This is a genomic window from Streptomyces sp. NBC_01549 (genome assembly GCF_026339955.1).
GTDB lineage: Bacteria > Actinomycetota > Actinomycetes > Streptomycetales > Streptomycetaceae > Streptomyces.
Genome location: NZ_JAPEPW010000002.1, coordinates 743,296 through 768,482, shown reverse-complemented (window position 1 = coordinate 768,482; position 25,187 = coordinate 743,296). Strand labels below are relative to the sequence as shown.

General features: G+C 69.0%; 26 protein-coding genes. 7 read left to right on the top strand and 19 right to left on the bottom strand.

The window, feature by feature from the left end; translation table 11 throughout:
* Nucleotides 1-24 precede the first annotated feature (24 nt).
* The 4 genes from OG819_RS38165 to OG819_RS38150 form a co-directional block, all read right to left on the bottom strand.
* Nucleotides 25-762 carry a YoaK family protein gene (locus OG819_RS38165; protein WP_266653685.1) on the bottom strand — a complete coding sequence of 246 codons (738 nt, stop codon included), beginning with the start codon at nucleotides 760-762 and terminating at the stop codon, nucleotides 25-27.
* Nucleotides 743-1,267: a DoxX family protein gene (locus OG819_RS38160; protein ID WP_143609743.1), complete on the bottom strand. Its 525-nt coding sequence runs from the start codon at nucleotides 1,265-1,267 to the stop codon at nucleotides 743-745. The genes OG819_RS38165 and OG819_RS38160 overlap by 20 nt, the downstream gene beginning before the upstream one ends.
* A gap of 43 nt (nucleotides 1,268-1,310) precedes the next feature.
* Complete coding sequence (locus tag OG819_RS38155) at nucleotides 1,311-1,973, bottom strand: hydrolase (RefSeq protein WP_266633096.1); 663 nt, start codon at nucleotides 1,971-1,973, stop codon at nucleotides 1,311-1,313.
* Nucleotides 1,974-2,100: 127 nt separating this feature from the next.
* Nucleotides 2,101-3,990 (bottom strand): amidohydrolase, encoded by a 1,890-nt coding sequence (locus OG819_RS38150; RefSeq protein ID WP_266653683.1) that lies wholly within the window; start codon nucleotides 3,988-3,990, stop codon nucleotides 2,101-2,103.
* A 560-nt stretch (nucleotides 3,991-4,550) separates the two neighbouring features.
* Here OG819_RS38150 and OG819_RS38145 point away from each other — a divergent pair.
* The 3 genes from OG819_RS38145 to OG819_RS38135 are packed head-to-tail and all read left to right on the top strand — an operon-like array spanning nucleotide 4,551 to nucleotide 7,649.
* Nucleotides 4,551-5,900, top strand: a complete 1,350-nt coding sequence (locus OG819_RS38145) for an ISL3 family transposase (protein ID WP_266647383.1) — start codon at nucleotides 4,551-4,553, stop codon at nucleotides 5,898-5,900.
* Between the two features lie 37 nt (nucleotides 5,901-5,937).
* Nucleotides 5,938-6,909, top strand: a complete 972-nt coding sequence (locus OG819_RS38140) for an alpha/beta hydrolase (protein ID WP_266653681.1) — start codon at nucleotides 5,938-5,940, stop codon at nucleotides 6,907-6,909.
* A gap of 20 nt (nucleotides 6,910-6,929) precedes the next feature.
* Nucleotides 6,930-7,649 carry an alpha/beta fold hydrolase gene (locus OG819_RS38135; protein ID WP_266633102.1) on the top strand — a complete coding sequence of 240 codons (720 nt, stop codon included), beginning with the start codon at nucleotides 6,930-6,932 and terminating at the stop codon, nucleotides 7,647-7,649.
* 61 nt (nucleotides 7,650-7,710) lie between these two features.
* Here OG819_RS38135 and OG819_RS38130 read toward each other — a convergent pair whose 3' ends face one another.
* Together OG819_RS38130 and OG819_RS38125 are read right to left on the bottom strand one after the other, a co-directional pair.
* Nucleotides 7,711-8,853, bottom strand: a complete 1,143-nt coding sequence (locus tag OG819_RS38130) for a low temperature requirement protein A (RefSeq protein ID WP_266653679.1) — start codon at nucleotides 8,851-8,853, stop codon at nucleotides 7,711-7,713.
* Nucleotides 8,854-8,915: 62 nt separating this feature from the next.
* Nucleotides 8,916-10,283 (bottom strand): NAD(P)/FAD-dependent oxidoreductase, encoded by a 1,368-nt coding sequence (locus OG819_RS38125; protein ID WP_323139402.1) that lies wholly within the window; start codon nucleotides 10,281-10,283, stop codon nucleotides 8,916-8,918.
* Nucleotides 10,284-10,514: 231 nt separating this feature from the next.
* On the opposite strand from OG819_RS38125, the gene OG819_RS38120 reads away from it, so the two are divergent.
* The 3 genes from OG819_RS38120 to OG819_RS38110 all read left to right on the top strand — a co-directional run bounded on the left by OG819_RS38120 (nucleotide 10,515) and on the right by OG819_RS38110 (nucleotide 13,360).
* On the top strand, nucleotides 10,515-11,090 hold the full coding sequence (locus OG819_RS38120; RefSeq protein WP_266633108.1) for a Dps family protein: 576 nt from the start codon (nucleotides 10,515-10,517) through the stop codon (nucleotides 11,088-11,090).
* Between the two features lie 647 nt (nucleotides 11,091-11,737).
* Entirely contained in the window at nucleotides 11,738-12,946 is a 1,209-nt protein-coding gene (locus OG819_RS38115) for a PP2C family protein-serine/threonine phosphatase (protein WP_266633110.1), read from the top strand.
* Between the two features lie 270 nt (nucleotides 12,947-13,216).
* Nucleotides 13,217-13,360, top strand: a complete 144-nt coding sequence (locus OG819_RS38110; protein ID WP_266653677.1) for a hypothetical protein — start codon at nucleotides 13,217-13,219, stop codon at nucleotides 13,358-13,360.
* A 357-nt stretch (nucleotides 13,361-13,717) separates the two neighbouring features.
* On the opposite strand, the gene OG819_RS38105 is transcribed toward OG819_RS38110, so the two are convergent.
* From OG819_RS38105 to OG819_RS38075, 7 genes are all read right to left on the bottom strand, one after another.
* Complete coding sequence (locus tag OG819_RS38105) at nucleotides 13,718-13,990, bottom strand: hypothetical protein (protein ID WP_266653675.1); 273 nt, start codon at nucleotides 13,988-13,990, stop codon at nucleotides 13,718-13,720.
* A 367-nt stretch (nucleotides 13,991-14,357) separates the two neighbouring features.
* The gene (locus tag OG819_RS38100; RefSeq protein ID WP_266653673.1) at nucleotides 14,358-14,594 is read right to left on the bottom strand and encodes a hypothetical protein; all 237 of its coding nucleotides are present in this window, start codon (nucleotides 14,592-14,594) and stop codon (nucleotides 14,358-14,360) included.
* Nucleotides 14,595-14,599: 5 nt separating this feature from the next.
* On the bottom strand, nucleotides 14,600-15,097 hold the full coding sequence (locus OG819_RS38095) for a DUF5994 family protein (protein ID WP_266633114.1): 498 nt from the start codon (nucleotides 15,095-15,097) through the stop codon (nucleotides 14,600-14,602).
* Nucleotides 15,098-15,412: 315 nt separating this feature from the next.
* The gene (locus OG819_RS38090; RefSeq protein ID WP_266653671.1) at nucleotides 15,413-16,027 is read right to left on the bottom strand and encodes a DUF5994 family protein; all 615 of its coding nucleotides are present in this window, start codon (nucleotides 16,025-16,027) and stop codon (nucleotides 15,413-15,415) included.
* Between the two features lie 192 nt (nucleotides 16,028-16,219).
* The gene (locus OG819_RS38085) at nucleotides 16,220-16,390 is read right to left on the bottom strand and encodes a hypothetical protein (RefSeq protein ID WP_266653669.1); all 171 of its coding nucleotides are present in this window, start codon (nucleotides 16,388-16,390) and stop codon (nucleotides 16,220-16,222) included.
* Nucleotides 16,391-16,460: 70 nt separating this feature from the next.
* A complete protein-coding gene (locus tag OG819_RS38080; RefSeq protein ID WP_266633120.1) occupies nucleotides 16,461-16,817 on the bottom strand; it encodes a PRC-barrel domain-containing protein in 357 nt (118 codons plus the stop codon).
* Between the two features lie 421 nt (nucleotides 16,818-17,238).
* Nucleotides 17,239-17,448 (bottom strand): hypothetical protein, encoded by a 210-nt coding sequence (locus tag OG819_RS38075; RefSeq protein ID WP_266633122.1) that lies wholly within the window; start codon nucleotides 17,446-17,448, stop codon nucleotides 17,239-17,241.
* A 792-nt stretch (nucleotides 17,449-18,240) separates the two neighbouring features.
* Between OG819_RS38075 and OG819_RS38070 the strand changes: the two genes are divergently transcribed.
* Nucleotides 18,241-18,516: a hypothetical protein gene (locus OG819_RS38070; protein ID WP_266633128.1), complete on the top strand. Its 276-nt coding sequence runs from the start codon at nucleotides 18,241-18,243 to the stop codon at nucleotides 18,514-18,516.
* A 509-nt stretch (nucleotides 18,517-19,025) separates the two neighbouring features.
* Here OG819_RS38070 and OG819_RS38065 read toward each other — a convergent pair.
* The 6 genes from OG819_RS38065 to OG819_RS38040 form a co-directional block, all read right to left on the bottom strand.
* Complete coding sequence (locus OG819_RS38065) at nucleotides 19,026-19,742, bottom strand: GAF and ANTAR domain-containing protein (RefSeq protein ID WP_266653667.1); 717 nt, start codon at nucleotides 19,740-19,742, stop codon at nucleotides 19,026-19,028.
* Nucleotides 19,743-19,901: 159 nt separating this feature from the next.
* The gene (locus tag OG819_RS38060; protein WP_266633132.1) at nucleotides 19,902-20,663 is read right to left on the bottom strand and encodes a GAF and ANTAR domain-containing protein; all 762 of its coding nucleotides are present in this window, start codon (nucleotides 20,661-20,663) and stop codon (nucleotides 19,902-19,904) included.
* The gene (locus OG819_RS38055; protein WP_266653665.1) at nucleotides 20,660-21,277 is read right to left on the bottom strand and encodes a hypothetical protein; all 618 of its coding nucleotides are present in this window, start codon (nucleotides 21,275-21,277) and stop codon (nucleotides 20,660-20,662) included. Before OG819_RS38055 ends, OG819_RS38060 begins: the two co-directional genes overlap by 4 nt.
* 56 nt (nucleotides 21,278-21,333) lie before the next feature.
* Nucleotides 21,334-21,759, bottom strand: coding sequence for an STAS domain-containing protein (locus OG819_RS38050; protein WP_266653663.1), 426 nt, complete (start codon nucleotides 21,757-21,759; stop codon nucleotides 21,334-21,336).
* A gap of 605 nt (nucleotides 21,760-22,364) precedes the next feature.
* Nucleotides 22,365-22,955, bottom strand: coding sequence for a TetR family transcriptional regulator (locus OG819_RS38045; protein ID WP_266653661.1), 591 nt, complete (start codon nucleotides 22,953-22,955; stop codon nucleotides 22,365-22,367).
* 686 nt (nucleotides 22,956-23,641) lie between these two features.
* Nucleotides 23,642-25,102, bottom strand: coding sequence for an IS1380 family transposase (locus tag OG819_RS38040; protein ID WP_266648810.1), 1,461 nt, complete (start codon nucleotides 25,100-25,102; stop codon nucleotides 23,642-23,644).
* Nucleotides 25,103-25,187 lie beyond the last annotated feature (85 nt).

Genomic DNA, 25,187 nt, shown 5'->3' with positions numbered 1-25,187 from the left:
GCCACCGGTGGGCCGGTGTGTTGTTCAGGGCCGTGGCCGGATCCAGGTGGCGTCGGCGGTCGAGAGAAGGTGGGTGCTCACGGAGGTGACCGCGAGCAGCACCAGCGTCAGGCCCAGGGTGAGGACGAGATGGCCGTGCAGGACGAGCTGCGCTCCGACGAGGGCGCCGAGGAACATGGCGAGCACGGAGAGGATCCGGCGGCCGGGGCGTGGCGCCTCGCCGCCGGCCGGGGTGGAGTCCGCTGCCAGGCCCGTCAGGGTCAGGGTCAGGACGGTCGTGGTGAGGTCCGGAACGCCCAGGCGCCGGGCGACCGCGTTCTGCAGGCCCATGGCGAGCCCCAGGCACACGATGAGGGGGTACCGGACATCGGTGGTGACCTTGCCGTCCGATACGGCGGCGACCACCACGGCGACCGCGACCAGCACCGTCTGCACGGCCGTCGCCGTGCGCAGCAGGTGCCCGCGGTGCATGGCGAACCGCGTGCCGAGCCTGCCTCCTGCGAGCGCGCCGAGGAGGAATGCGGTCAGCGAGACGATCGATGCGACCGCGGACAGGCTCTTGGCGCCGGCCAGGGCGAACCCGAGGAAGACCACGTTGCCGGTCATGTTGGCGACGAAGACGTGCCCGAGCGCCAGGTAGCTCACGGCGTCGACCAGGCCGGTGGCCACCGTCAGGATCAGCATCAGGGGAGGCAGCGGCCCGTGCCGTTCCTCTCCGCGCGGTACCAGGGTGCGGACCGCGTCACTCAGCAGCCTGCGCATAACGCGTTCCTTCCGTTGCGGTGGCCGGCCGGTGCAGCACCACGCGGGTGAGCAGTGCGCTCGCCGGCCCGATCACGATCACGACGACGGCGACCCACACCGGCCAGGAGGTGACCCCCAGCGCGTGGTCCACGGACCACCGCCCGGCGCCGGTGAGGGCCAGTGCGGCGGAGACGACGACAAGGACGAGGGGGTATTCGTAACCGTCGTTCTGGACCCACAGTCCCTTGGGCCGCTTCACGGTGCCCGCGACCGTCATCACGCCCATGGCGACCATCGCCGCCAGGGGCGTGAGCAGGCCGGCCGCCAGGAACAGGCCGGAACCGATCTGACTGGCTCCCGCGACGAGGGCGGTCAGCCGGCCGCCGCGGAAGCCGTCACGGCGGAACTCCTCGGTCCCGCCCGCCAATCCGTTGCCTCCGAGCCGGAAGCTCACCTTCTGCACCCCGTGCCCGGCGATGAGCAACCCCACCACCAGCCGGAGGACCAACAGTCCAGCGTCCATCGTGTTCCTGCCTGTTCCTGGCGTTCTTGTTCCAGCGTGGGGATCAGCCGGCGGCGTGGGCGCCGATGACGGCCTGCGCGTAGACCATCCCGAGGCCGTAGGCGCCGCCGTGCTCCTTGACCACGTCGCCCACGGCGGCATACGTCTCGGTACGGGCCCAGTCACGCTGGAGCTCCAGGAGCACCTGCACCCAGGTCACCGGGACCGCGCCGCCCTGCACCATGCGTTGAATCGCGTGCTCGTGGGCCTGCGGGCTGACACCGCCGGACGCGTCGGTGACCACGTAGACCTCGTAGCCCTGGGCGATGGCGGAGAGCGCGGGCAGGACGACGCAGACCTCGGTCCACAGGCCGGCGATGACGAGCTTCTTGCGGCCGGCGGCCTTGACCGCCTCGACGAAGGCGAGGTCCTCCCAGGCGTTCATCGTGCTGCGGTCGATGATCTTCTGCTCGGGGAAGACCGCCGCCAGCTGCGGCATGATCGGGCCGGAGAACGACTCGGCGGCCACGGTGCTCAGCACGACCGGCACGTCGAACGCCTTGGCGGACTTCGCCAGGCCCACGGTGGAGTTGATGATGGCGGTGCGGTCGCCGCTGCCGGTGCCGAAGAACATCTGCGGTTGGTGGTCGACGAACAGCACCGCACAGTTGTCCGGGGTGAGCAGGTCGGGGCTGGGGGCGGCGGTGACCTCGGAGATGTTGACCATGAGTGTGCCTTTCTCGGTAAGTGGTGGCGCGGACCGCTGTCCGTGCCGTGGGAAGAACCGTCCGGTTGGACGGAGCTGGTGGGTGTCCTGGAAGGGGCGGTTCAAGAGCCAGGCGTCTTATGGGAGTTCAGAGAACGAAGCAGGGATCGAAGGGGGTGCTCGCGGCCTCGGGAGTGAGACCCCGCGCGATGCGCCACTGGCGGTGCTGCTCCGACTCGGCGATGGCCTGGCCGAGCAGCTCCGCCTGGCGCGCGCCGGGAGGGGCCGCCCGGCGGGACGCCTGGTAGCCGCCGAAGTGGGCTACTGGGCTCCAGGCAGGGCTGACGGGGGGAAGTTCCTCGTCGAGGCCCTCGTACTCGGCGGCGGCGTAGACGATCCGGCCGCCGGTCACGGTCAGCAGCGACTCGATGTGTGCGATGTCCGGTTCGGGCACGGCGAAGTAGTCCTCGGGCAGCACCGCCAGGTCCGCGTAACACCCCGGCCGCAGCACGCCCTTGACCTCGTCCTCACCGGTCAGTGCGGCTCCGGCGCGCGTGAACATCGCCAGCGCCGTCTGCCGGTCGACGCGGTTCGTCGGCGGGCGCAGCGCCAGATCGCCGACCGAGCGGCCGCTGACGAGCCAGTGCAGGGCGACCCAGGGGTTGTAGGTGGAGACCCGGGTGGCATCGGTGCCGGCGCCCACGGTCAGCCCGCGGTCCAGCATGGCTCGGATCGGCGGGGCGTCCGCGGCGGCTCCGGGGCCGTAGCGCCGTACGAACGCCTCGCCCTGGAAGGACAGGCGGTTCTGCACGGACATCGCGCCGCCGAGCGCAGCGATGCGGTCGAGGCTGTCCGGGGAGACGGTTTCCGCGTGGTCGAACAGCCACCGGTTCCCGCCCGGGAAGAGCCCTTCCGAAGCGAGCTTATCGAACACCGCCAGGTCACGGCGGATGGTTTCGTCATAGGTGGCGTGCAGCCGGAATCCCCAGCCGTTCTCCATGAGAAGGCGCACGGCCTTCTCGAATTCCACCTCGTAGTCGGGGGAGTGCTCGGGGCGCGGCTGGGCGAAGTTCTCGAAGTCTGCCGCCGCCCAAGTGAGATTCTCGCCGGCTCCGTTGAGACGCAGCCATTCGTCCCCGTCCTCTGGACGGACCATGCCGATCCAGCGGGTGAGGTCGTCAATCTCCTGGCCTGCGGTCTGCGGGAAGAGGTGATAGGCGATGCGCAGGGAGAGCTGTCCTTCCCTGGCCAGTTCCGTAACCGTCTCGTAGTTGTCGGGGAAGTTCTGGAATCCGCCCGCCGCGTCGATCGCCGAGGTGAGGCCGAACCTGTTCAGCTCCCGCAGGAAATGGCGGGTGGACGTCTTCCTGTGCTCCTCGTCCAGCACCGGCGCCTTGGCGAGGGTCGAGTAGAGGATCAGGGCGCTGGGCGATGCCAGCAGCATGCCGGTCGGTTCCCCGTCCCGGCTTCGTACGATCTGGCCGCCCTTGGGGTCGGGTGTGTCCCTGGTGAAGCCGGCGGCCTTGAGCGCCGCCCGGTTCAGCACGGCCGACTGGTACAGGTGCAGGACGAACACCGGAGTGTCCGGTGCGGCGGCGTTCAGCTCGGCGACGGTGGGCAGCCGCCGCTCGGCGAACTGCTCGGCCGACCAGCCGCCGACCACCCGCACCCACTGTCCCTTGGGTGTGCGGGCCGCCTGCTCGCGCAGCATGGCCAGCCCTTGGCGCAGGGTGCGGACGCCATCCCAGCGCAGCTCCAGCACGTAGTTGAGGCCCCCGCGGATCACGTGCAGATGAGCGTCGTTGAGGCCGGGGATCACCCGTCGCCCGAGCGCGTCGACCACCTTCGTGCCCGCGCCGACATGGGGAGCGACGTCCTTGTCGTCACCGACGACCGTGATGACGCCGTCGTGGATGGCGAGCGCCTCCGCATGCGGGCGGCCCGGGTCCCCGGTGTGGATCTTCGCGTTGCGGACGATGAGGTCCGCGGCGTTCTCGATGGCATGTGGAACCAGCCCGCCGACAGGCATTGTTGACATCTCTTGAAACTCCCTCTGGGAAATCGACTTCGATTCGAGCCATGGTCGGAAGCGGCGGGCTTTGGCTATTCCGTCCCGCTCGCGCGCCCGTTTGCTCGAATCGCACCGAGCGAATTCCACCGACACTCGTCGTGCCCTGAGAACGAGGACAGGCCCTGTGTGTGAGAGGCCGCGGCTGCTTCGCCATCACGATAGGCAAGGCAGATGCGCCCCTATGTTCTGCCGGTGCACAGGACTTGTCCCCTCAGTGCACTGACTCATCCATGCTCTGAATGTGATGGGAGAGGCTCGAAGGCAGCCGTGCACTGTGAGGACAGCAGCGGTGCGCCCGTGGGCAATTGCCGCGTGCTCGGTGGTTTTAGCGTGGCGGCCGTATTGCCGGAAGGGCCGGCGTCCCCATGACGGGTCTTCGAATTTAGTGGGGGTGCGGCGGTGACGGCCTGACGTTCAGTCACCGAGCGTGATGGGCCTGGGGTGTGGGTGGCCTGGACGCAAGGAGCCCGCGGGTCTTCGTGATCATGGTTGTTGTCTAGGCAACCGATCATGAAGAACCCACGGGCTTGAGCATCGACGATACCGGGACCAACGAGGCTGCGACGCGACTGCTTGGGCTGGAGGGGGTGAGTGTGACGCAGGTCAAGGACGACAAGGCAGGCGGATCGACGGTATACGTCGTGACGAACGAGGAGTCCGCGAGGGCCTGCCCCTCGTGCGGGGTTTTCTCCACCCGGCTGAAGGACTACCGCACCACCGCCCCCAGACACCTGTCCTGCGGCGGGCGCCCGGTGAGTATCCGGTGGCGCAAGGCACGCTGGCACTGCACCGAACTCGACTGCGACCGCCGCTCGTTCACCGAGTCCATAGGCCAGGTACCCGCGCGGATGCGTACGACCGGGGCGCTTCGGCGGGCGGCCGGGGCCGCGGTGTGTGACGGCGGGCGATCGGTGGTGCAGGCCGGCCGGGATCTGGGCCTGTCCTGGCCGATCGTGCAGCACTGCTTCGAGGACTACGCCGCGAAGGTCCTGCCCGAGGAGCCGCCGGTGACCGAGGCGATCGGGATCGACGAGACCCGGCGGGGTAAGCCGGTGTGGGAGCAGAACCCGGACACGGAGAAGTGGGAGCTGGTCGCGGACGCCTGGCACATCGGCTTCGTCGACGCGATCGGCGGGCGCGGCCTGTTCGGCCAGGTCGAGGGCCGCAACTCCGCCTCCGTCGCCGACTGGCTGACGGCCCGGCCCGCCGCCTGGCGCGAGCAGGTCCGCTACGTCGCCATCGACCTGTGCTCCACCTTCCGCGCCGCCGTCCACCGTGCCCTGCCGCACGCGGCGGTGGTCGTGGACTGCTTCCACATCGTGCAACTCGCCCAGCGCCACCTCGCCGACCTGCGCCGACGCCTCACCTGGAAACAGCACGGCCGCCGGGCCCGCAAGGGCGACAGCATCTACAGCGTCCGCAAGCTCCTGCGCCGCAACAAGGAAGACCTCACCGACGAACAACGCGAGCTCCTCAAGACCGAGTTGGAGTACATGGGGACCTACGGCCGACAGATCTATGCGGCCTGGCAGGGCAAGGAACTCCTGCGCGACCTCCTGGGCCTGACCGTCACCCGCAGGCACGTCACCCCCGACCACTCCGCGATCTCCACCGCCCGCCACCGCTTCTTCGCCCACGTCGCCGACCACGCTCACCTGCCCGAACTCGTCACCCTCGCCGAGACCATCGAGCAGTGGTGGGACGGCATCGAGACCTACCTGACCACCGGGATCACCAACGCCGCCTCGGAGGGCAACAACCGCCTCATCAAGCTCGAAGCGCGTAACGCCTTCGGCTTCCGCAACCGAGCGAACCAACGCCTCCGCTCACGCTGCGCAACCACCCGGCGAAGCCGACGGGAGGCACACCCCCACTAAATTCGAAGACCCCCCATGACCATTCCAGGAGACTCACATGTCCGATGCCGTCGAGCCGGTTCAGCCAGTGCTGGAACCCGCGGCAGCCGCCTTCGCTAAGGCGACCGCCAATCCGCCCTACCTGTTCGACCTGCCTCCGGCGGAAGGACGCAAGGCCGTCGACGAGGTGCAGTCCGGCGAGATCGAGATGCCGGCCGTCGACGAGGAGTGGATCACCGTCTCGGGCGGGCCGACGGGCAGCGTCCGCGCGCGCATCGTCAAGCCCGCCGGCGCCGAGGCCACCCTCCCGGTGATCATCTACATCCACGGCGCGGGCTGGGTGTTCGGCAACGCCCACACCCACGACCGCCTGGTGCGGGAACTCGCCGTCGGCGCGAACGCCGCCGTGGTCTTCCCTGAGTACGACCTGTCGCCCGAGGCCCGCTACCCGGTCGCCATCGAGCAGAACTACACGGTCGCCCAGTGGGTCGTGCAGCAGGGTGCGACGAAGGGGCTGGACGCCGCCCGCATCGCGGTCGCCGGTGACTCGGTGGGCGGCAACATGGCCGCCGCGCTGACGCTGATGGCCAAGGAGCGCGCCGGCATTCCGCTGGTGCAGCAGGTGCTGTTCTACCCGGTCACCGACGCGAGCTTCGACACCGGCTCCTACCACCAGTTCGCTACCGGTTACTTCCTGCGCCGCGACGGCATGCAGTGGTTCTGGGATCAGTACACCACCGACGAGGCCGAACGGGCGCAGATCACCGCCTCGCCGCTGCGCGCCACCCCCGAGCAGCTCGCGGGTCTGCCCCCGGCCCTGGTCATCACCGGGGAGGCGGACGTGCTGCGGGACGAGGGCGAGGCGTACGCCAACAAGCTGCGCGAGGCGGGCGTTGCGGTCACCGCGGTCCGCTTCCAGGGCATCATCCACGACTTCGTGATGCTCAACGCCCTGCGCGAGACCCACGCCGCCGAGGCCGCCATCACGCTGGCCACCGGCACCCTGCGCGCCGCCCTGCACACCGCCTGAACCCGAGGAGACACCCCGACATGACCACGACCACGCCCACCGTCCTGCTCGTCCATGGCGCCTTCGCCGACGCGGCCAGCTGGTCCGGCGTCATCGCCGAACTCCAGGGCTACGGCATCCCCGTGATCGCCCCGCCCAACCCTCTGCGCGGCCTCGCCGCCGACGCCGCCTACGTCGCCTCCGTGGCCGCCCAGATCGACGGCCCCGTCGTGCTGGTCGGCCACTCCTACGGAGGCGCCCTCATCACCGTGGCTGGCGTCACGGAGAACGTCGTCGGGCTCGTCTACGTCGCCGCCTACGCCCTGGAGGAAGGCGAGAGTCTCGGCGAACTGCAGGGCCGCTTCCCGCTCTCCCCGCTGGCCAGCAACCTGAAGCAGTGGACGTACCCCGTTGAGGATGGTGACCCCGCGGTCGAGGTCACCATCGCCGCCGACGCCTTCCCGTCGGTCTTCGCCGCTGACGTGCCCGCCGACGTCACCAAGGTCCTGGCCGTGGTCCAGCGGCCACTGGCCGCCGCGGCGTTCGAGGAGACGGCCGCCGCGGCCGCGTGGAAGACAAAGCCGTCCTGGGCCCTGGTGGCCGGAGCGGACGAGGCGATCAACCCCGAGGTCGAACGGTTCGGCGCCAAGCGCGCCGGGGCGACCGTCGTCGAGATCGAGGGCGCGTCGCACGCGGTCGCCGTCTCCCAGCCCAAGGAGGTAGCCGACCTGATCCGCGACGCCGTACGGGCGACGAGCTGAGACGAGGGGCACACCAGCTGCGCGGACGAACTCGTTTCGTCCGCGCAGCCGTGTTTTCACCTCAGTGCGGCACTCGCTCGGTCCGGTCGGCCACCGTGACCACGACGACCAGGGCCGCCGCCAGCAGACCGGCGATTACGGCCGGCGCCGGGGAGCGACCGGCCACCAGCACAGCGACCGCGACAGCGGGAAACGCAAGCTGTTCGGCCCCGCTCCGCTGGTGCGGCCGGACGTGTATGGCCCACACGGTGATCAGGAAGATCGCCGCCGGCATGGTGATCGCGACACCTGCTGCTGGCGATGGGACATCGGTGCGCCGCGTGATCAGCTTGGCGTACGCCGCCAGGCCGGCCCCCTCGGCGGCCGCCGAAGCGAAGATCAGGTAGTGGCCGTACGCCCAGGTGAACCTCTTGCGGTGGGCCTGGTGCGTCGTGGCGAGCAGCGCGTGCGCCGGTCTGGCGAAGTACAGCCACCACATGGCGAAGACCATGAGCAGGCCACCTGCTGCCAGCAGGTACAGCGCACCGGCGTTGTGGTGCCGGTCGAAGGCGCCGCGGACCGCCGTCGTGGCGGCTGCGACGGACTCACCGAGCACGATGAGAGTGAACAGTTCGTACCGCTCGGCGATGTGGTGCGGGTGCCACGGGGTCATCCCGGCGGACTGCGCCCACACCGGGACGGAAAGCTCGGCGACGATCAACCCGATGATGGCGGGCAGTTGTGCCGAGGCCGGGAGGAAGAGCACTCCGACCCAGCCGATCTGGCAGCCCGTCACTCCGACGGCGAAGCGAAGCGCCGTCCGCCGCCGGCCGGGGTCCGATCGCGCGGCACGCAACCATAGGACGGCCAGGGCCGTAGGCAGTAGGGCGTATCCCAGCGTGATGACACGCAGGTCGCCTTCCTCGAACGCCCGTGGGACGCCGGCGGCGAGAATGAGGGACCCCGTGATCTGGACCAGCACCGTCAACCGGTACGGGACGTCATCCGGGTCGTAGGCGGAAGCGAACCACGTGAAGTTCATCCACGCCCACCAGATGGTGAAGAACACCAGCGCGAAGCGCAGGGAGCCCGTGATGTAGTGCCCGCCGGTCACCGCTGTGCTCAGGCTCGCTGACGCCTGCGCCACCGCTATGACGAAGCACAGGTCGAAGAGGAGTTCCAGTGATGTGGCGGTCCTGTGCGGTTCACCGGGGTCCCGGCCCATGGTGCCGCCGGATCGCCCGTGCCATCGTCCGGCTCGCCGCGTACGTCGAGGGGAGAGGCGGCTCAGCGAAGGGCTCCCATAGCGGCTTCCACAGTTCGGTGGAAGGTGGGATAGGTGTAGATCATGTGCCTGAGGCGCTCGACAGGCACCTCCGCGTGGACGGCGACGTTCAGCCCGTACAACACCTCACCTCCCGCCGGTCCCGCCGACGTCGCCCCGATCAGCACGCCTCGGTCGGCATCCTCGACCAGTTTGATGAACCCCTCGTTGCCCCGCCCGTGGATCCAGCCGCGTGTGGAGGAGGCGATCGGCACCACGCTGGTGCGCACTCGCAGCCGCTGGTCGCGCGCCTGCCGCTCGGTGAGTCCCACGGCCGCGATCTCGGGGTCGGTGAAGGTGACGCGGGGCAGCGCCCGGTAGTCGGCGTCGGGGCCGGGACGCCCGAGGATGTCCCGTACGGCGATCTCCGCCTGGTACATCGACACATGCGTGAAATTGCCGTGGCCGGTGACGTCCCCGATCGCCCAGAGCCCTTCCTCGGCCCGCATCTGCCCGTCCGTGCGCACGGTTCGTGCCGAAGGGTCGAGACCCGCTGCGTCGACACCCAACTCGGCGAAGTCGGCGCGGCGCCCGGTGGCGACGAGAAGCCGTTCGGCACGCAAGGGCTCCTCCTCGCCCTCGAAGTGGACGATGAAGCCGGTGCCGTCATGGCCGACCTGTCGGGCCCGGACCGAGGTGAGAACGGCGACGCCGTCCGCCCGCAGGACCTCCTCGGCCAGCTCCCCGGCTTCCGGTTCCTCCTGCGACAGCAGCCGCTCCTGCCCCTCCACCACCGTGACCGCGCACCGGAAGCGGGCGAAGACCTGGGCGAGTTCCACGCCGATGGCGCCTCCGCCGAGCACGATCATCGAGGCCGGCAGCTCCTTGGCCGCTATGGCGTCCCGGTTGGTCCAGTACGGCGTCGAGGTCAGGCCCGGGACCGGAGGAATCCGGGGCCGGGTGCCGGTGGCAAGAACCACACCCCGCCGGGCCTCGAACGTGCGATCGCCGACCGTCACCTGCCGTGGTCCGGTGAGCCGTCCCGTTCCGCGCACGAGCCGACCGCCCTTCGCCACGAGGCGGTCGGCGGCTACCCGGTCGTTCCAGTCGTCGGTGGCCTCGCCTCGAATACGTCCGGCAACCGGGTCCCAATCGGGAGTCACCTCCGCCGCACCGGCGAGGAAGGGCACGCGGCCTGCCTCCGCGAGCAGGTTCCCGGCTCGGATCATCATCTTGCTGGGCACGCATCCCCAGTACGGGCACTCGCCCCCGACGAGCTCGGCCTCGATCCCCACCACATCCAGTCCGGCCTCTGCCAGCGTGCCCGCGACGTACTCGCCCCCGGGCCCCAGACCCAGGACGACCACATCGGCCTGTTCGCTCACCCTCATGTCTCTCCTCGCTGCTCGTCGGCTCACGCCGTCCGCGAGAGGTTAGAAGGGTCGAGGCACCGGGCCCTGTCCGTCGGCGCACGGGGACTTGCCCGAGAACGCACACCGGGCACGGACCCCTCGCCCAGTGCGCTGTCGAGCACCACCGCATGCGCTCCTGGGCAATGAGTCCGCCGTGCGTGCACCTAGCGTCACCCCTGCACACAGAGCCCAGACCGCAGGAGGCGGATCATGACCACCAGTGCCCAGCACGTGAGCAGCCAGCCGTGGCTGCATCAGAAGGGCGAGATCATCCAGGAGTTCGGGACGGTCAAGCAGTTCCCTCTCGGCCTGTCCTACGAAACCCGCATGTACTCCTGTCAGCGGCTCAACGGAGTCCTGGCGGACACTCAGATCCTTTACGGCCTCTACAAGAAGCACCACTGGCTGATGCGCGGGGCGACCTTTTACCAGCTGCACCTGGTGCTGGACAAGCATGCTGGGGAGCAGCTCGAACTCGTCGACGCCCTCGCCGAACGGGTCCAGACCCTGGGCGGTGTTGCGGTGGGGGACCCCCGGCACGTCGCCGAGATCACCTCGATCCCACGCCCCCCGGACGGCGTGGAGGAGGTGCCGGCCATGCTGTCCCGGTTGCTGGCGGCGCACGAGACCATCCTGACCGAGGCCCACGACGCGGCTGCCCGTAGCGCGGAGTTGGGCGACGACGGCACCAACGACCTGCTGGTCTCACAGGTGATCCGGACAGGCGAACTCCAGGCGTGGTTCCTGGCCGAGCATTTGGTCGACACACCCCTGGTCCGTGCCTGAACGGGCCTAAAGCGCTGATGTTCGCGGCGTGGCTCGGCGCGAGCAACGCCGCGGCGTGCCGTTACACGGCGTGGGTCCGCGGTCAGCGGGGCGCGGGCTCTATGGCGGGAACCGGTCACCGGCCGCTCTGTGCCGCGCCCGCGCCGGGTCCTCATCGCCTCGCGGCGTAGACTGACGGACCTTAACGCCCGGCTCGTCGACATCCGGACTCTGACCCCGCAGTCCGCTGCCGAGCTCATTACGAGTGCCCCACACACCGGCGATGAAGCTGATGACCACCCTGCCCGCGAACCCGACGCGCTGCTCGAACTCGCCGCCTTGTGCGGGTACCTGCCGCACGCACTGGAGATCGTGGTCAGTCTTCTGCGTAGACGCCGGTACTGCGCCAACTGCTCGGCGCCGTACGCCTCTAATCGCTCCAGCTCGGAGAACCCGAGCTTCGCCGCGAGGCGCATCGAGCGGACCTGGCTTGGTGTGTGGTCTTCAGTCACGCCGCCTGCTTGAGCTCGTGCTCGACAGGGCGGATCCAAGGCGCCATCGAGCGGTCGTCGGCCTCGGCGCGGCCACATCCGTGTACGCAAGAGCCGTGCGAGGCGACAGGCGCAACGACCGCTGTGGCGGAAGGTGAGTGGCGGCCCGACAATGGCATGGTGGACCGGTCGGAAGGGTTAGGTGAGCGGCTGCTGGGGGTGCTGCTGGACCGAGCTCACGAGATGCCGCCGCAGCTGATCGCCCCGTTGATCGCGGAAGAGGTGGCCAGGGTCGGTGGCCGCGACGTCTCGATCCTGCTGCAGGACTACGGCCAGCTGGTGCTGGTGCCGCTACCGGGTCGGCGGCTGATGGTCGGTGAGCCTGAGCCGATCGATGACTCTGCCGCCGGCACGGCCTTCCTGTACGCGACCATTGCCGAGGTGCCGCAGGCCGACGGCGTCCGGATGTATCTGCCGTTGCTGGACGGCAGCGACCAGGTGGGCGTGATGGCCCTCACCATGGATGTTGTCGATGACGACGACCGGCGGCTGCTGCGCAGGCTCGCCGGCCTGGTCGCTGACATGTTGGTCACCAAGCACTGCTACACCGACCAGTTCTTCCTCGCCCGGCGCCGCGAACCGATGAGCGTGGCCGCGGAGATCCAGTGGTCGCTGCTGCCGCCGCTGGCGATGTCCATCCCGCAGGTCGCGGTGGCCGGAATCCTGGAGCCCGCCTACAACGTCGCAGGCGACAGCTTCGACTACGCCCTCAACGAAGACATCCTGCATGTGGCCATGGTCGATGCGATGGGCCACGGCCTGGACGCCGCCACGATGGCGACCGTCGCCGTCGGGGCTTACCGGCACGCCCGACGTGCCGACATCGGCCTGTCCGAGATCTACGCGTTCATGGACCGGGCGATCGCCGAGCAGTTCGGACCCGACCACTTCGTCACCGCGCAGATGATGCGTCTGAACATCGCAACGGGCCACCTGCAGTGGGTCAACGCCGGCCACCCCGCTCCGCTGCTGATCCGCGACCACCGGGTCGTCCGGCAGCTGGCAGGTCCGACCACCTTGCCGGTCGGCTTCGGCGGTGAAGATCCCCAGATCAGTGAGCAGATGCTCCAACGCGGCGACCGAGTGCTGTGCTTCACCGACGGCCTGATCGAGGAGCACGAAGCCGGTGAAGAACCGTTCGGCGAGGAACAGCTCATCCACTGGGTCAACCGCATCGAACATGGGGAGAAGGGAGTACGAGCGGTGGTGCGCTCGCTCTCCCACGCCCTGAAGCGGCAAAGAGGCGGCCGCACCAGCGACGACGCGACCCTCTTCCTGATCGAATGGCGCGGGGGCGCGGCCGACCACCTCGCCGTCCTGGACTGAGCCGACAGCCGCGCCACCATGAACAGAGGCGACGGCATGAGCACCCTGCCGGTAGAGCCAGCTCCGCGATCCCCCCGGGGAATGACGCGACCGTCCACTGCCGTGCCTCGGCAGGCGAGCGCGAACAACGGCGTGGCAACGCCCAGGGCGGTGCGACCCGTTAGGTGGATCTCGATGTGGGAGGTCTCGCCGCAGGTGGTTCCGCTCCGCCATGGTCATCATGACCGGCCCGACAGATCGGGCCGGCATCTCACGCCATGAGGAGACGAGATGGCGTTGGTACGTGACCGGCTGGCGGCCACGGTCCTGGTAGCCCTACCCCTGTTGCTGGGGGCAGTCGCCTCGCCGACCACGGCGAGCGCGAACCCGAGCAACGGCCGCCGGCCACACGGCAGTGGGGACGGACACCACTGACGCCCACGGTAACTTCCACTTCAGCCGTTACGAGCCGTACGAACCCCGCGAGACGGGACACCTGCACCTGTGCATGGTGGACGCGGCAACCGGACACCGAAACGGCGTCGCCATCCGGCGGCCCTGAATCCAAAGGGCCTTCCGTACCTGTCTCTTGGCGTAGGAGACCTCGACGTAGCCCGGCCCGGGGACCCCTCTGCCGAGGGGGACGAAGACCAGCCGTCGGCGGCTGAGCGGCCTGGTTCGGACGGCGGCCATGGCGAACTCGTCGGCGGCGGTGTCGACGTGGATCGCTGCGAGCACACCGGGCCGCCCCCTCCGGGGCGCTGCTGAGAGTGCACCGGCCCCCGGGGCGCGTCAGCCGCGTTCCTCTTCCTCGGCCTCCATGAGCCGGATCCCCCGATGCGTCAGCATCACCATCGCGGGTGTGTTGCCCTGCGCCCAGTCGACGGTGATGAGCTCTTCGCCCTCCAGATATGCGCAGGCCGCGGCGAGATCCTGCTCGGGGACCTGGAGGTCGTCACGCAGCCTCGCTCCGGTGATGCCAAGGAGGCGATTGCCTTCCGTGGCCTCGTACAGCGTTTTCATGATCGCTTCGCGGTAGCTCTTCCGCTCGTGCAGTGTTGCCATGATTGCCGCCACTCGTGCCGGGCATCGACGAGGAGTCCGTGGGGCCGACGATCACGGGCATGGCGCGATCCCGTCTTATGGCGGGTCGTCACCGTCCGTTGCCATGGTTCGGCAGAACGGCACCAACGTGAAGCCGGTGTGCGAAGGATTCCCTGTCTCCTCACCCTACTCCGTGCCTTGTCCGGAGATCCTGGGTGTTACCTACGCGGGCAATCCGCGATAAGCCGGTGGGGTGGGGCAACGTGGCCGTCCGTGTGCGGGAGCCTCTGGGAGTGGGGAAGTGGCTCCGGCGGCCTCCGGCCTCGGGGCGGCCGACGATTCGGGTTCAGCGACAGGACCCGGCGGCGAATGTTCCGGCGCCGGGGGATCAGTCGGCCTCGGCCGACTTCCCGGGTGTCGTGACGGGGGCGGACCGTGGAGGGCTGGGTGGCGAGTCGGGAAGGTGGTTGTCCAACGGCTTGTCCAGGATGTTTCTCCCGGTCGGTGGGGTGCCGTAGGAGTGGAGACTGATGCTTTCCGCGTGCTGTGCGCTGAGCCGGGTGATCAGACGGGTGGCCGCAACGGTCAGGATCAGTAGGGCGCTGAAGGCCACGGTGGTGACCATGACGCTCACTTCGCCGTGATCAGGCGGCACGGCCGGGCGGCAGCTGCCCGGTAGGAGGAGGTGTGATCGCCGTCCGCCCAGGTTTCCTCGGAATCCTGGTCCAGGTCGGTCATGGAACTGCCGTGGAGGGCGTGTTCCGCTGCCATGAGCGCGCTCGCGGTCGTCGGCGGGTCGGAGCTGTCGCTCGCGGCGGCCAGCAGGCGAGCGGCTGCCGGGGCGCTGGTCTCCGGTGGTATCACCAGCAGGTTCCAGCTGCCTGTGGTGTGGGACAGCAGCAGGATCTTGTGGGGGTCCAGCTCTGTCGTGAACCAACCGACCTTCACCATGTGACCGTTGACGGGCACTCTGCTCGGGACGGCAGGCCAGTACGTCGGGTTGACGGCGATCCGGGTGATCCGTCCGGACAGGGGGTCCAGTACGTCGGCCAGAGCGGAGAGTTCGTGTGTCAGGTCCCGGGAGCGGGGCCACCATGCGCCGTCGAGAGGCCCTCGGGACGTGCTCACGGGTTTTAGCGCGAGGCGAGCGGTCGGGGCCCTGAAGGGCGCGATCCGCAGCGGGGGTCGGTCGGTGGTCGCGGACATCGCGCGCACCCGTCTCCCGGCCGCTGCTTGGGGCGGCCCGGTGTCGTCACTCGCCGAGAACGACACCGGCATGGCGGCCGGTGTGCGAAATACTCTCGATGTCTCCACGCTACTCCCGCGGCACGTCGAACGGGCCCCGGCGAGGCACCGGTTCCGAACGCTGCCCATCACGCACCGCGCCATCACGCACCGCGCACAGCGACATCACACACCGCGCCGGTCCGCCCGTCATGCCTGTCACTTGCCTGCCGCCGGAATCGGCGCGCGGCCGATGGCGGTCCCCACGGGGCCGTGTGAGGAGGTGTGGCGAGCGTCGTGTCCGCCTTCGGAGTCCCAGACCGTTTCCCGGGCCGCGTCCCATGCGGCGGCCTCGGCCTCGGCGGCGATGCGGAAGCGCTCGGCCTCCTGGATCAGGCCGCTTGCGGTGAGGCTGCGCGCGGGATCCGTGGCGGTGGTCATCAGCCGGGCGGCCGTGACGGCGTCGGTCTCGGGTGGGATCACCAGCAGGTCCCAGCGGCCGGAGGTGTAGGAGAGCAGCAGCAGTTTGTGCGGGTCCTGCTCGGCCTTGAACCAGCCGACCTTCACCACATGGCCCTGGACGGGAACCTTGCGGGGGATGACCGGCCAGAACGTGGGGTTCACGGTGACGTGGGTGATCCGCCCCCACCGCGGGTCCAAAGCCGCGGTAAGCAGGGGCAGTTCGGCCGTCAGGTCGCGGGAGCATGGCCACCATGCGCCGTCGATCAGGGCGGGGGCAGTGCCGGGCGGCGCCAGCTGCAGCCGGAGAGGTGGCGGTGAAGAAGAGGAGGTCCGGTCTTCGACCGCGGGCTTGTCGAACGTGGTTGCGGTCATCACGCGAACCCTGCCCCGGGCCGGCCAGGACCGGCCCGGTGTCATGAATCGCCGGGGACGGCACGGGCATCGAAGCCGGTGTACGAAGAACCCTCGGTATCTCAAGGATACTCCTGACCGGGGTCCGATGGACGGTTACCGGTGGTGCGAGTTCCACGGCGTGCCGGACTCGCGGTCGCCCGTTGCCCGCCGTCAGCGGATGGGGCGATGGCCGGCGCGCCGGGACCATCGGACGTAGGCGATGGCCACATCGGCCGCGAGAAGAACGATGCCGATGATCAGCAGATATTCCAGGCTCTCGGCTGCCACGCCGATGATTCCCAGGACAACGGCCACGAGGACGAGGAGAAGGAAGAGCACCATCGCATGAACGCCTTCCTTGGGCAGGACCGGACTGGGCTGGACCGAACTGGGTGGGACGGGGCGCGGTCGCTCAGCGGCGCGCGAGTTGTCGTTCGCCCTTCAAGCCTGGCTGGTAGGTCATGCCGTAGTGCTGGAAGATCCCCTTCTCCTGCTCGGCGGGCAGGATGTCGTCCGTGCCGATCGAAGGAGCCTTTTTCACCAGGCTCTTGGCATAGGAGACCTTGAGGTAGCCCGGCCCGAGGATTGCCTCGTCGAGGGGGACGAAAACCAGGCGCTGGCGGGTGGGCAGCCCGGTCCGCACGGTGGCCACGGCCGGTTCGTCGGTGGTGGTGTCCACATAGATCGCTTCGAGCGCGCCGATCTTGCGCCCCTTCGCGTCCACGACATCGTGGTCGCGCCACTCACGGATATCGGCTGCCTGGATCATGCCCTCTCCCTTCCGGGCGCGGCGCCCTAACGAGGCAAGAGCCAACGGCTCCGGCGCAAACACGCCGGAGCCGCCCTTCCGGGCGGTTGCACGTGAGAGTGAACCAACCCACAACCAACGATACTGCGGTCCGTGCAGTTCGGACGTGCTCCCGGGCGGCCCCTTGACCGGTTTGGATCGCGACGATGGGGGCCACGGCGATCGCCGCTGCCGTTCTCGCGATGACACCGAACGGCGGGCCCCTCGCGGCGATGGGGAAGAACTGCTCTGACCTGGGGCGGAGCGGCGAGCACCCCCAGCGGAGGACACCCCGCCGTTCCGCTGGGTGCGTGTCTGGTCGTACATCATCGTGTGCCACTTCCCTGTGCGTGGTGTCGACCGGACGCGCATCGGTGATCGTCGCGGAGGGAGCCGTACGGCTTCAGTGATCGCCGGGTCCCGGACCGGCCACGTCGGTGTCGTCGTCATGGGTGAGGGCAGGGTCGTACGGGGGTCCGAAGCGGTGGTTCGGCCCGCCGCTGCCCCGACCACCGCCCCGCCCGTCGTTGCGGACCGGTCCGCGTCCCACGAGTACGGCTGTCGTCGCGAGGACGATCAGGGCGCTGATCACGACGATGAACACCGCTGACATTCTCCAAATTCTCCTAGGCTAGAGGATTCCGCGTTGATGCCTGCCGGGTGCTGCCCGTACGACGGGAGCTCCACCCGGGGCTTTCGAGGGCACCGCCTGAAGGCGTGCCTCGCCTTCTCGCCCGCCTGCCTCAGATTGCCGGAGATCCGTTCGACCTTGCCCTGCCGTTCCAGTTTCCTGTTGCGGGTGGCCCGGCCGAACACTTCAGTGATCCAGCCCTTGATTTCCTGCTTCTTTTTCTTGACGGTTCGTCCAACGCTCATGGTCGGCCTCGTCGTTGAAGGTGGATTACCTGTGGCCGCCGTCGGAACGGATCAGCGGAAGGAGAGGAATCCGTGACATCGCCGGACCTCCGGATCGCGGGAATCTCCTGGTTCCGCGGGGGCCGGGCGGAGTGGCAAGGGGGGAATGCCTCGCCCGAACGATCCGGGGTGGCATGGCCCTACGCCGTGCTGTCAGTCAACGCTCGGCGCCCTCACATGTCAACGTGATGCCGGCATGGGGGAGTTCTTGGGGCTGAGCTGGGGCTGCTGGGGTGCAGGGGGCCTCGGTGAGGGCATCCGTCGGCTCGGTCGAGCGGATCGTTGCCCGCATGGAGCGCATCGGGCCGCGCCGGCATCACTTCCTGGCGGGGAAGCGCGTATTGCCTGGACAGGCGTCAAGTAGACATTGACGTCCGGCAGTAGACGCATGTGTCGCGCACTATCGGCAGTCTTCGGGCAGGACTACGCTGTGGGGTGAGGCCCCAGTCCCCGGTACCGATGCTGTGTTCCGCTCCCGGGGAGGCCCGCTGTGTTCGTTCTGCTTCTCGTCCTGATCGTGGTCTTGTTCGGCTTCGGCTTCCTCAACCCCATCTGGTGGGTCGCCGCGGCTGTGTTGGTCTTCGGAGCCACGCGTTACGGCCGCGGTGGCGGGGGCCGGGGCCGCGGCGGCGGGTCCGACTTCGGTGAGTACCAGGACTATCGGGACCACCGGGAGCGTCAGGACCGCTGGGATCGCCGCTACAACCGACAGCACCGAGCCCGCTGGAACCGCGAGGACCGGCGGGACCGCGAGCGCCGCGGGTGACCGATGAAGTGTCCGCCGGCGCCGCCTGCGAACGGTGGCCGGCCGCTGCTGCCAGGTCCGTTCCGAAGCGGCATCGAGGCCAGAACGCGTACGTCATGCCTGTTCCGCTCGTCGTGCATGTGCTCTACGGTCAGAGCAAGGCAGGCGGGACTTCGTCCGTGTCAGGAATCGATGGAACCGGCAAGTCCCCCACCCAGGCTCCCAGCCCCCGAGTCGCAATCGAGGCCGGCCGGAGCCGCATCGCCGGAGAACGCGGCTCCAGCTTCCGTCCTCCTGGCGTTCCACTTGGGGTGCTCCCGCCACCCCGCCGCCGCGGAGGGCAGTGCGCGAGGACACGATGGCCGGGGGGCCTCGCGTCCTCGCGACCCCGGCCGCCGCCGAACACCATCGGCGGCGGCCGTCCGGACCGGGAAGCAGAGTCTGTGAATCGCAGCCCTTGGACCACAGTCCGTGAACCACAGTCCGTGAACCGCAGCCGGGGAGCTGCTGCTGACCGGCCGTGACATCGGTCAGGACCTCAGGCCGGGGAGGGCTTCGGAGTCGTCGATGAACGCGCGGGCCAGGTCGGACAGGCGCCGGTTGTGAGTACGGGCGTAACCGCGCAGTGTGGTGAAGGCTTGTTCCATGTCGATGCCCCGGCGTTCGGCGAGTTTTCCCTTGGCCTGTTCGATCAGGACGCGGCTGTTCAGCGCGCTCTGCAATTGCTCGTTGAGGACGGTGCTGCGGTGCGCGGTGCGCTGTTGCAGCAGGCTGATGGTGGCGACGTCGGCCAGGGCCTGGGCGAGCGGCGTGGCGTCCGGCTCGAAGGGGCCCGGGGCGGCGTGGAAGAGGTTCAGGGCCCCGACGACCTCGTCCCGTAGACGCATCGGCAGGGCCTGGACCGACCCGAACCCGCTGCGGTGGGCCGCCGCGACAAAGCGTGGCCAGCGGTCGGCCTCCCCGCTCAGGTTGGCGACGATCACCGGTGCGCCGGTGCGGAAGCAGTCCAGGCAGGGCCCTTCGTCGTTCTGCAGCTGGAAGAGCTCCAGCAGGCGCACCTGTTCGTCGGAGGCGGCCATGACGCGGAGTTCGCCGTCGCGGTCCGCGAGCAGCACGCCTGCGGCACTCGCGCCGAGCATGCCCACACAGCGGTCGGTCAGCAGGCGCAGGAAATCGATCAGGTCGAAGTCGGCGACCAGGTTGTCCGCCAGCTCGACGAAGGTTTTGGCCAGGAGTCGCTGATTCATCGTGCACACCCTCCATCGAGACTGATCCCGGCCCGGATGAAGGGACCGGAAGAGCAACTCACTTCTTGTCCGGTTTCTTGGTGTGGTTCTTGGGCGCGATTCTCGGGTTCGGTTTGCGGGTCTGGACGGTTGGTTCGGCTTCTCGGCGCGGCAAAGGTGTCAGGCTTCATCGTCGGTAGGATCCGTGTCCGCGCCCGGGGGGAACGTGAGCCGGTGGGCGACCACGTCGGCGGCCACCGCGGCGAGGCGGCGCCCTCTGGCGTAGGCGTGGGCGCGCAGGCGGACGAAGGCTTCTTCGGCACTGACTCCGAGCTGGGCCGTGAGCATGCCCGTGGCTTGGTCGATCTCCGCCCGGTACGCGCCCAGGTCCTCGTAGCGGCCGTCCGTCGACCATCCGCCGGGCAGGTTTTCCTCCCCGTCGATCCGGGAGTCGAGCAGGACCAGAGTGGCGGTGTCGGCGAAAGCCAACGCGTCGGCCAGCTCCTCCGCGTTCAACCTGCCCGGGACTTGGGAGTACAGGTCCAGGACTCCGGGACTGATCGCCCCCATTTGCAGAGGGAGGGCGAAGACGGCGCGTGCCCCGGCTTCCAGGGCCGCGTCGGCGAACACGGCCCAGTGGTCCTGCACCTCAGCGGCGAGCAGATCGGGCGTCAGTATGGCCGAGCCCTGTGTGAAGGCATCCACGCAAGGACCCTCGCCCAAGGTGAGCTGGAGCTCCTCCAACTGCTCGCTGACATCGTCGGTGCTGCACAAGGGATGGCTTCCCGCGAATCTCGACATCGCGGAAAGTCCGGCCCCGCCGACCGGCAGTGCGGCCACGGCGGCGGTGCACACGTCCACCACGCCGATCCTGGCACCCCGCCGGGCCGCCTGCTCGGCGATCAGTACCTGGATCCGAGCCGACCGGTTGTCGGACCTCATCCGGGCCACCGTATCCAGGCTTCGTGCGCAAGGCCCTCCAGCCTTGCCGTGGTCCGTTCCCCGACGGGGAGCACCAGCGCACGGAACGTGGTGGGCCTCGTCGGCTTCCGTATCTCTCCGACGTCCAGCCATCCCGAGGAGCGGAGCGAGTCGAGAGTCGGGTGGTCGGCCTGATCCACCAACGTGGCGCCGAGGGTCGCCTGGTGGTCGGTCAGCAGCCTCTCCTGCAGACGGTGGGCCAGCTTCTGATCTTGTGGGTACGGGCGGACAAGGGTGTCACTGATCGCGAAGACACTGCTGGACTTGGTGATCCGCTCAATGGTGCGTGGTAGCGCACCGTCGAAACCGAGCCACCAGCGACCGTCGCTGAGTACGGGGAACCCGAAGGCGCACCCCATCAGACTGTCCGTCTCCGCGATCACCATGGCGAACCCCGGTCGGCGGATGTCGCCCGCCAGATGGTTCAGGAAGTCCTGACGGCCGGGACTGCGGTACGCCTTACCGGATCCCGTTGCGCAGGACTCCTCGTACAGGTCCCCGAGATCCTCGCGGATGTCCTCCACGAGCCATCGGTTCACCTGGCGCAACCGCACCGCGTCCGCGCCGGAGTTCACGCCAGGTTTCTCGTCTCTACGGGGCTGCCGTGGCCGTCCCTGATGCGGCCGGGCCATCACACCGCACCGCCCGCGAGGGCAGGCACAGGTGGAACAGGCCGATGCGGCGAGACGGGAGAGGTCGTGGCCAGGGCGTTTCCGGGAGGAGGCGGAAGACGTCCGAACGGGATGCCCAGGAGCAGGAATTCGCAGCCGGCGATGTCGAGCATGAGGACCAGTGTCCGCGGCGGATGGTGCAGTCGCAGCGTCCCCCCGGCCGCGGTGATGCGCTGTGAGGCGTGGAGGAAGGCGTTGAGGCCGCTGCAGTCGCAGAAGGTGACGGGGGTGAGGTCGACGTCGATGGTGCGGATGCCGTCGCCCAGACACCGTTCCAGTGATGCGCGCACCAGGGGCACCGTCTCCAGGTCGATCTCACCGGACAGCGTGATCAGTGCCCGTTTTCTTCGGTCGTGACGGTAGATGGTGAGCGGCGGAATGGGCATGACGCCTCGGTTCGGAAGACCGTACGGCAGCGGACGCGGTGGCGCCGGAATCCCGGCGCCCTCGGCCCACTTCCGGCAGCGGAGTACATTCGGCGGAGGTCGGGCAACGGCCGACTGGCCGGCCTGCGTGGCAGGACTGCGGGCTCACCCGGTTCCCTCCAGGGATGCGCCGGGCGACGGGCGAGGGCCCGCTCCTCGCGGCGATCTGTGCTCGGCAACGACATGCCGCCGGGGTCTGGGACGTCTGTAGAGCAGCCTAGTCCTCGCCCGGCGCGACGGACGGCCGGAGTGGCCCATTCCCAGCATGTGGACGGTATCGAGGCGTGGTGGCGTGCGCATGTCCTCTGCACTGCACGGTACTTGGGAGTTCAACCTCGCAGAGCTCCGAGCCCGGTGAGTGCCGCACCGTGCGTGCACGTGCGGTGGTCACGGTCCTCATGGCGGCCTCGCGACCGGGCGGTCGCTTTCGATGAGGCCCTGATTGCGCTGGGCGATCGGCGCTGAAAACCGCGGCGGCCCTGATGCGGGGACAGCGCGCCCGGCGACGGAGCCGAACACGGCACGGCAGGGAACCTCTCAGGCCAGCTGCTGAGGCAGCCGCGTCTCTACGCCGAGCCGACTGCATCTTTTGGGGCGGGTGCACAGAGGCGGCGAGCGGCTTCGACGATGACGGCCCGGTGCTCGGCCAGCCGTTCCGGCCGGTAGGGGTCGGTGCCATCGACAGCCGTGAGGAGATCCCGCGGCGCGAGAACCCAACTCTGCGTGTGCCCGGTGATGAGGACGAGCAGGTCTGTCGACAGCAGCTGCCCGGCGGCCGAGTCCGCGGTCATACGGGCCATCTTCTCGCTGTAGACGTCCGCCGCGCCGGGGCCCAGCTCAGGCCGTTCCATCTGGCGCCACAGATGCATGCGCAGCGCGGCAGGGCGTTGAGTCAAGTAGTCGAACATGCGGCTCGCATATCCCGGCAAGTCGTCCTCGGTGAGCGGCACCGCATCGTTCAGTTCGCTGATGACCTTGTGCAGGGCGGCGGCGAACAAGAGCTCTTTGTTGGTGTAGTACGCGTAAATGGACCGCTTGTTGGCGCCCGCGGCCTCGGCAATGCGCTCGATGCGAGCACCGGCGAAGCCGTAGGTGCTGAACTCCTCGATTGCCGCCACGAGGATCTTTGCGCGGGTTGCTGCGGAGTCGTAGGGCACCCGAATCCCGGCCGACCAGCAACAACAACCCACCCCTACGATCAAAACCCGCACGCCGGAGCCGTGGAACCCGGCGCCCACCCGACGCGACAGCCGGCCCACCAGCCTGCCCGCACCCCACCCAACAAGCCGAAACGGCCCACCAGATGAACCAGCAAGCCGTCACGAAATATCGAGGTTAACAACGGTTCAGAGCCAGGCGACCACGGCGAATCAATGTCATGACATTGTCAGTGCTTGAAGGAGTCCTTGGTCCTTTCTTTCGCGCTCCGCATCATGCCCCGCGCTTCGAGAGCGGCGCCCTTTGCTGCGAGGACATCCTTGTGCGCCGCGTGGGCCGCCTTTCGCACGGTCTTTCCGACAACCTGTTCGGCCTTTGCCCTGACTTTCTCTCCAGCACTCATCTCAGTACCTCCGCGTTCACTGACCGAGTGCCCTTGAGACAGGGGTAAAACCCTGAGCAGGCGATCCGTAGCTCCTGGCCAGTCGCGAGAACTTCGTCCGTGCGCGCCGTGGGGCTCAACCTCGATTCTTCCGAGGGCTGGCGGCGGCAGTGTGAGCGGCTGACTGCCTGATATGTCCCGTGCCGTGTCGGGACTGGCCGTCGCGTGACGCTGCGGGGCGTCGGGTTCCACGGGCCCGAGGGTGGTGCGGTCCTCTCGTTGTTGTCGGGTGGTGGCCGGCCGTCAGGTGAGGGCCGGAAGCTGGTGAGCGCGCTGCCAGGCGGTGGCGAACGCTGCCCCCCAGGGCCAGGTGCGGTCGAGGTGCAGGGTGCGCCGGCGGGCGTGGGAGGTGAGCCGGGCGGGCAGGTGGTACAGCTTCCTGCGGATCGTCTCCGGTTCGGCGGCGGCGAGTGCGGGCTCGTCGTGCAGGAGGAGGAGCCGGGTCCAGGCGTCGAGGTCGGCGGCGAGCGTGGCGGCCAGCACCCAGGCCATGTTGAGCTGCCAGGACTTCGAGGGCAGCAGCCCGAGGCCGACCCGCTTGATCGCTTTGACACGGTCCTCGACCTCGGCGTGATCACGGTAGAGGGCGTCGACGAACCACACCTGCCCGGAGCCCGGGGCCCCGGAGAGCCCTTGGCGGGCGGGGATGTTCGTGGCGACGATCTGGTAGCGCCAGCCGGTGCGCTTCTCGAACGCGGTCAGCTTCTTCGTATCCCGCCGCGAGGGCTTGACCCGGCGCACGATCAGCCGCATCCCGGCCGGCCAGCCGGTCAGGTCACGGACCCCGGTCAGCTCGGCGACCTGGTAGGACACCCATTCCCCATCGGGTCCCTTGATCTCGTGGAGTTGGCCGTCCTGCCGCAGTGCGGCCGTCCACACGTTCTCGGGCAGCAGCGCGATGGCCCGCTCGTCCGTGGCGTTGATGGCCCAGCCGGTCACCCAGCGCACCCGGCGCCGGCTGGTGGTCAGACTCTGGAGATGGTCCAGGACCTCGTGGCTGAAGGCCGCGCCGTCGATCCGCACCAGCAGCTTCGACCACAGCGGGAGCGGGAGCTGCCGAAACGCCGAGGCCAGGACGCTCTTGTGGTCGGCGACATCGTTCGGTGGCGCGTTGCCGGGCCGCAGCAGCATGGCGACGCACTCACGGGTGTTGGCCACCCACGCCCCCAGCGGCATGTGACCGAAGGTCCCCTTGAAGGTGCCCGCCGCGCCTTCCTTGCGGCTGGTGCAGGTCACGATGGTCGCATCCAGGTCCAGGACGTACCAGCCGGTCAGCTCCCGGCCGCACACCGAGATCCAGGGGAAACCGCCGGGCCGCAGGGCGAGCAGCGTCCACACCACGCGGCGTATCGCGGCACGGGCGCGTTCCACCCTGGCCGCGACCGGGGCGTCGATCGCGGCCAGGGCGCGGCGCAGGGTGCTGTCCGAAACCGGGCGCGGGAACACCGCACGCCAGTGGTACTGGAGTTGCTCGGCCTCCAGGACGTTCGTCGCGCCGAGCACGATCGCACAGGCCAGCTGGACCAGCGCCATGCCCCGGTCCCGCCAGCCCGGCCCGGTGCCCTTCGGCAACGCCGCACTCAGCGCGGCGGCCAGGCCGACGCGGTCGGCGACCTTCCGCAGCAGCACCACGCCCGCGTGGCCGATCAGGTTCTTGCCGTCGGCCCGCACGGCAAGCCGGTGATCCCATTCGGTAACCTGCACCTGTTGGGTGCCTCTTCTCCGCGACGTTCTTGATCTCAGCAGTCAGATCATCGCAGGTGGGAGGCACCCTTCTTCTGCCGGGACG

Bases quoted from the DNA above. Each gene is read 5' to 3' on its own strand.
- OG819_RS38165 (WP_266653685.1), bottom strand. From the start codon at position 762: ATGCGCAGGCTGCTGAGTGACGCGGTCCGCACCCTGGTACCGCGCGGA.
- OG819_RS38160 (WP_143609743.1), bottom strand. From the start codon at position 1,267: ATGGACGCTGGACTGTTGGTCCTCCGGCTGGTGGTGGGGTTGCTCATC.
- OG819_RS38155 (WP_266633096.1), bottom strand. From the start codon at position 1,973: ATGGTCAACATCTCCGAGGTCACCGCCGCCCCCAGCCCCGACCTGCTC.
- OG819_RS38150 (WP_266653683.1), bottom strand. From the start codon at position 3,990: ATGTCAACAATGCCTGTCGGCGGGCTGGTTCCACATGCCATCGAGAAC.
- OG819_RS38140 (WP_266653681.1), top strand. From the start codon at position 5,938: ATGTCCGATGCCGTCGAGCCGGTTCAGCCAGTGCTGGAACCCGCGGCA.
- OG819_RS38135 (WP_266633102.1), top strand. From the start codon at position 6,930: ATGACCACGACCACGCCCACCGTCCTGCTCGTCCATGGCGCCTTCGCC.
- OG819_RS38130 (WP_266653679.1), bottom strand. From the start codon at position 8,853: ATGGGCCGGGACCCCGGTGAACCGCACAGGACCGCCACATCACTGGAA.
- OG819_RS38125 (WP_323139402.1), bottom strand. From the start codon at position 10,283: ATGAGGGTGAGCGAACAGGCCGATGTGGTCGTCCTGGGTCTGGGGCCC.
- OG819_RS38120 (WP_266633108.1), top strand. From the start codon at position 10,515: ATGACCACCAGTGCCCAGCACGTGAGCAGCCAGCCGTGGCTGCATCAG.
- OG819_RS38115 (WP_266633110.1), top strand. From the start codon at position 11,738: ATGGTGGACCGGTCGGAAGGGTTAGGTGAGCGGCTGCTGGGGGTGCTG.
- OG819_RS38110 (WP_266653677.1), top strand. From the start codon at position 13,217: ATGGCGTTGGTACGTGACCGGCTGGCGGCCACGGTCCTGGTAGCCCTA.
- OG819_RS38105 (WP_266653675.1), bottom strand. From the start codon at position 13,990: ATGGCAACACTGCACGAGCGGAAGAGCTACCGCGAAGCGATCATGAAA.
- OG819_RS38100 (WP_266653673.1), bottom strand. From the start codon at position 14,594: ATGGTCACCACCGTGGCCTTCAGCGCCCTACTGATCCTGACCGTTGCG.
- OG819_RS38090 (WP_266653671.1), bottom strand. From the start codon at position 16,027: ATGACCGCAACCACGTTCGACAAGCCCGCGGTCGAAGACCGGACCTCC.
- OG819_RS38085 (WP_266653669.1), bottom strand. From the start codon at position 16,390: ATGGTGCTCTTCCTTCTCCTCGTCCTCGTGGCCGTTGTCCTGGGAATC.
- OG819_RS38080 (WP_266633120.1), bottom strand. From the start codon at position 16,817: ATGATCCAGGCAGCCGATATCCGTGAGTGGCGCGACCACGATGTCGTG.
- OG819_RS38075 (WP_266633122.1), bottom strand. From the start codon at position 17,448: ATGTCAGCGGTGTTCATCGTCGTGATCAGCGCCCTGATCGTCCTCGCG.
- OG819_RS38065 (WP_266653667.1), bottom strand. From the start codon at position 19,742: ATGAATCAGCGACTCCTGGCCAAAACCTTCGTCGAGCTGGCGGACAAC.
- OG819_RS38060 (WP_266633132.1), bottom strand. From the start codon at position 20,663: ATGAGGTCCGACAACCGGTCGGCTCGGATCCAGGTACTGATCGCCGAG.
- OG819_RS38050 (WP_266653663.1), bottom strand. From the start codon at position 21,759: ATGCCCATTCCGCCGCTCACCATCTACCGTCACGACCGAAGAAAACGG.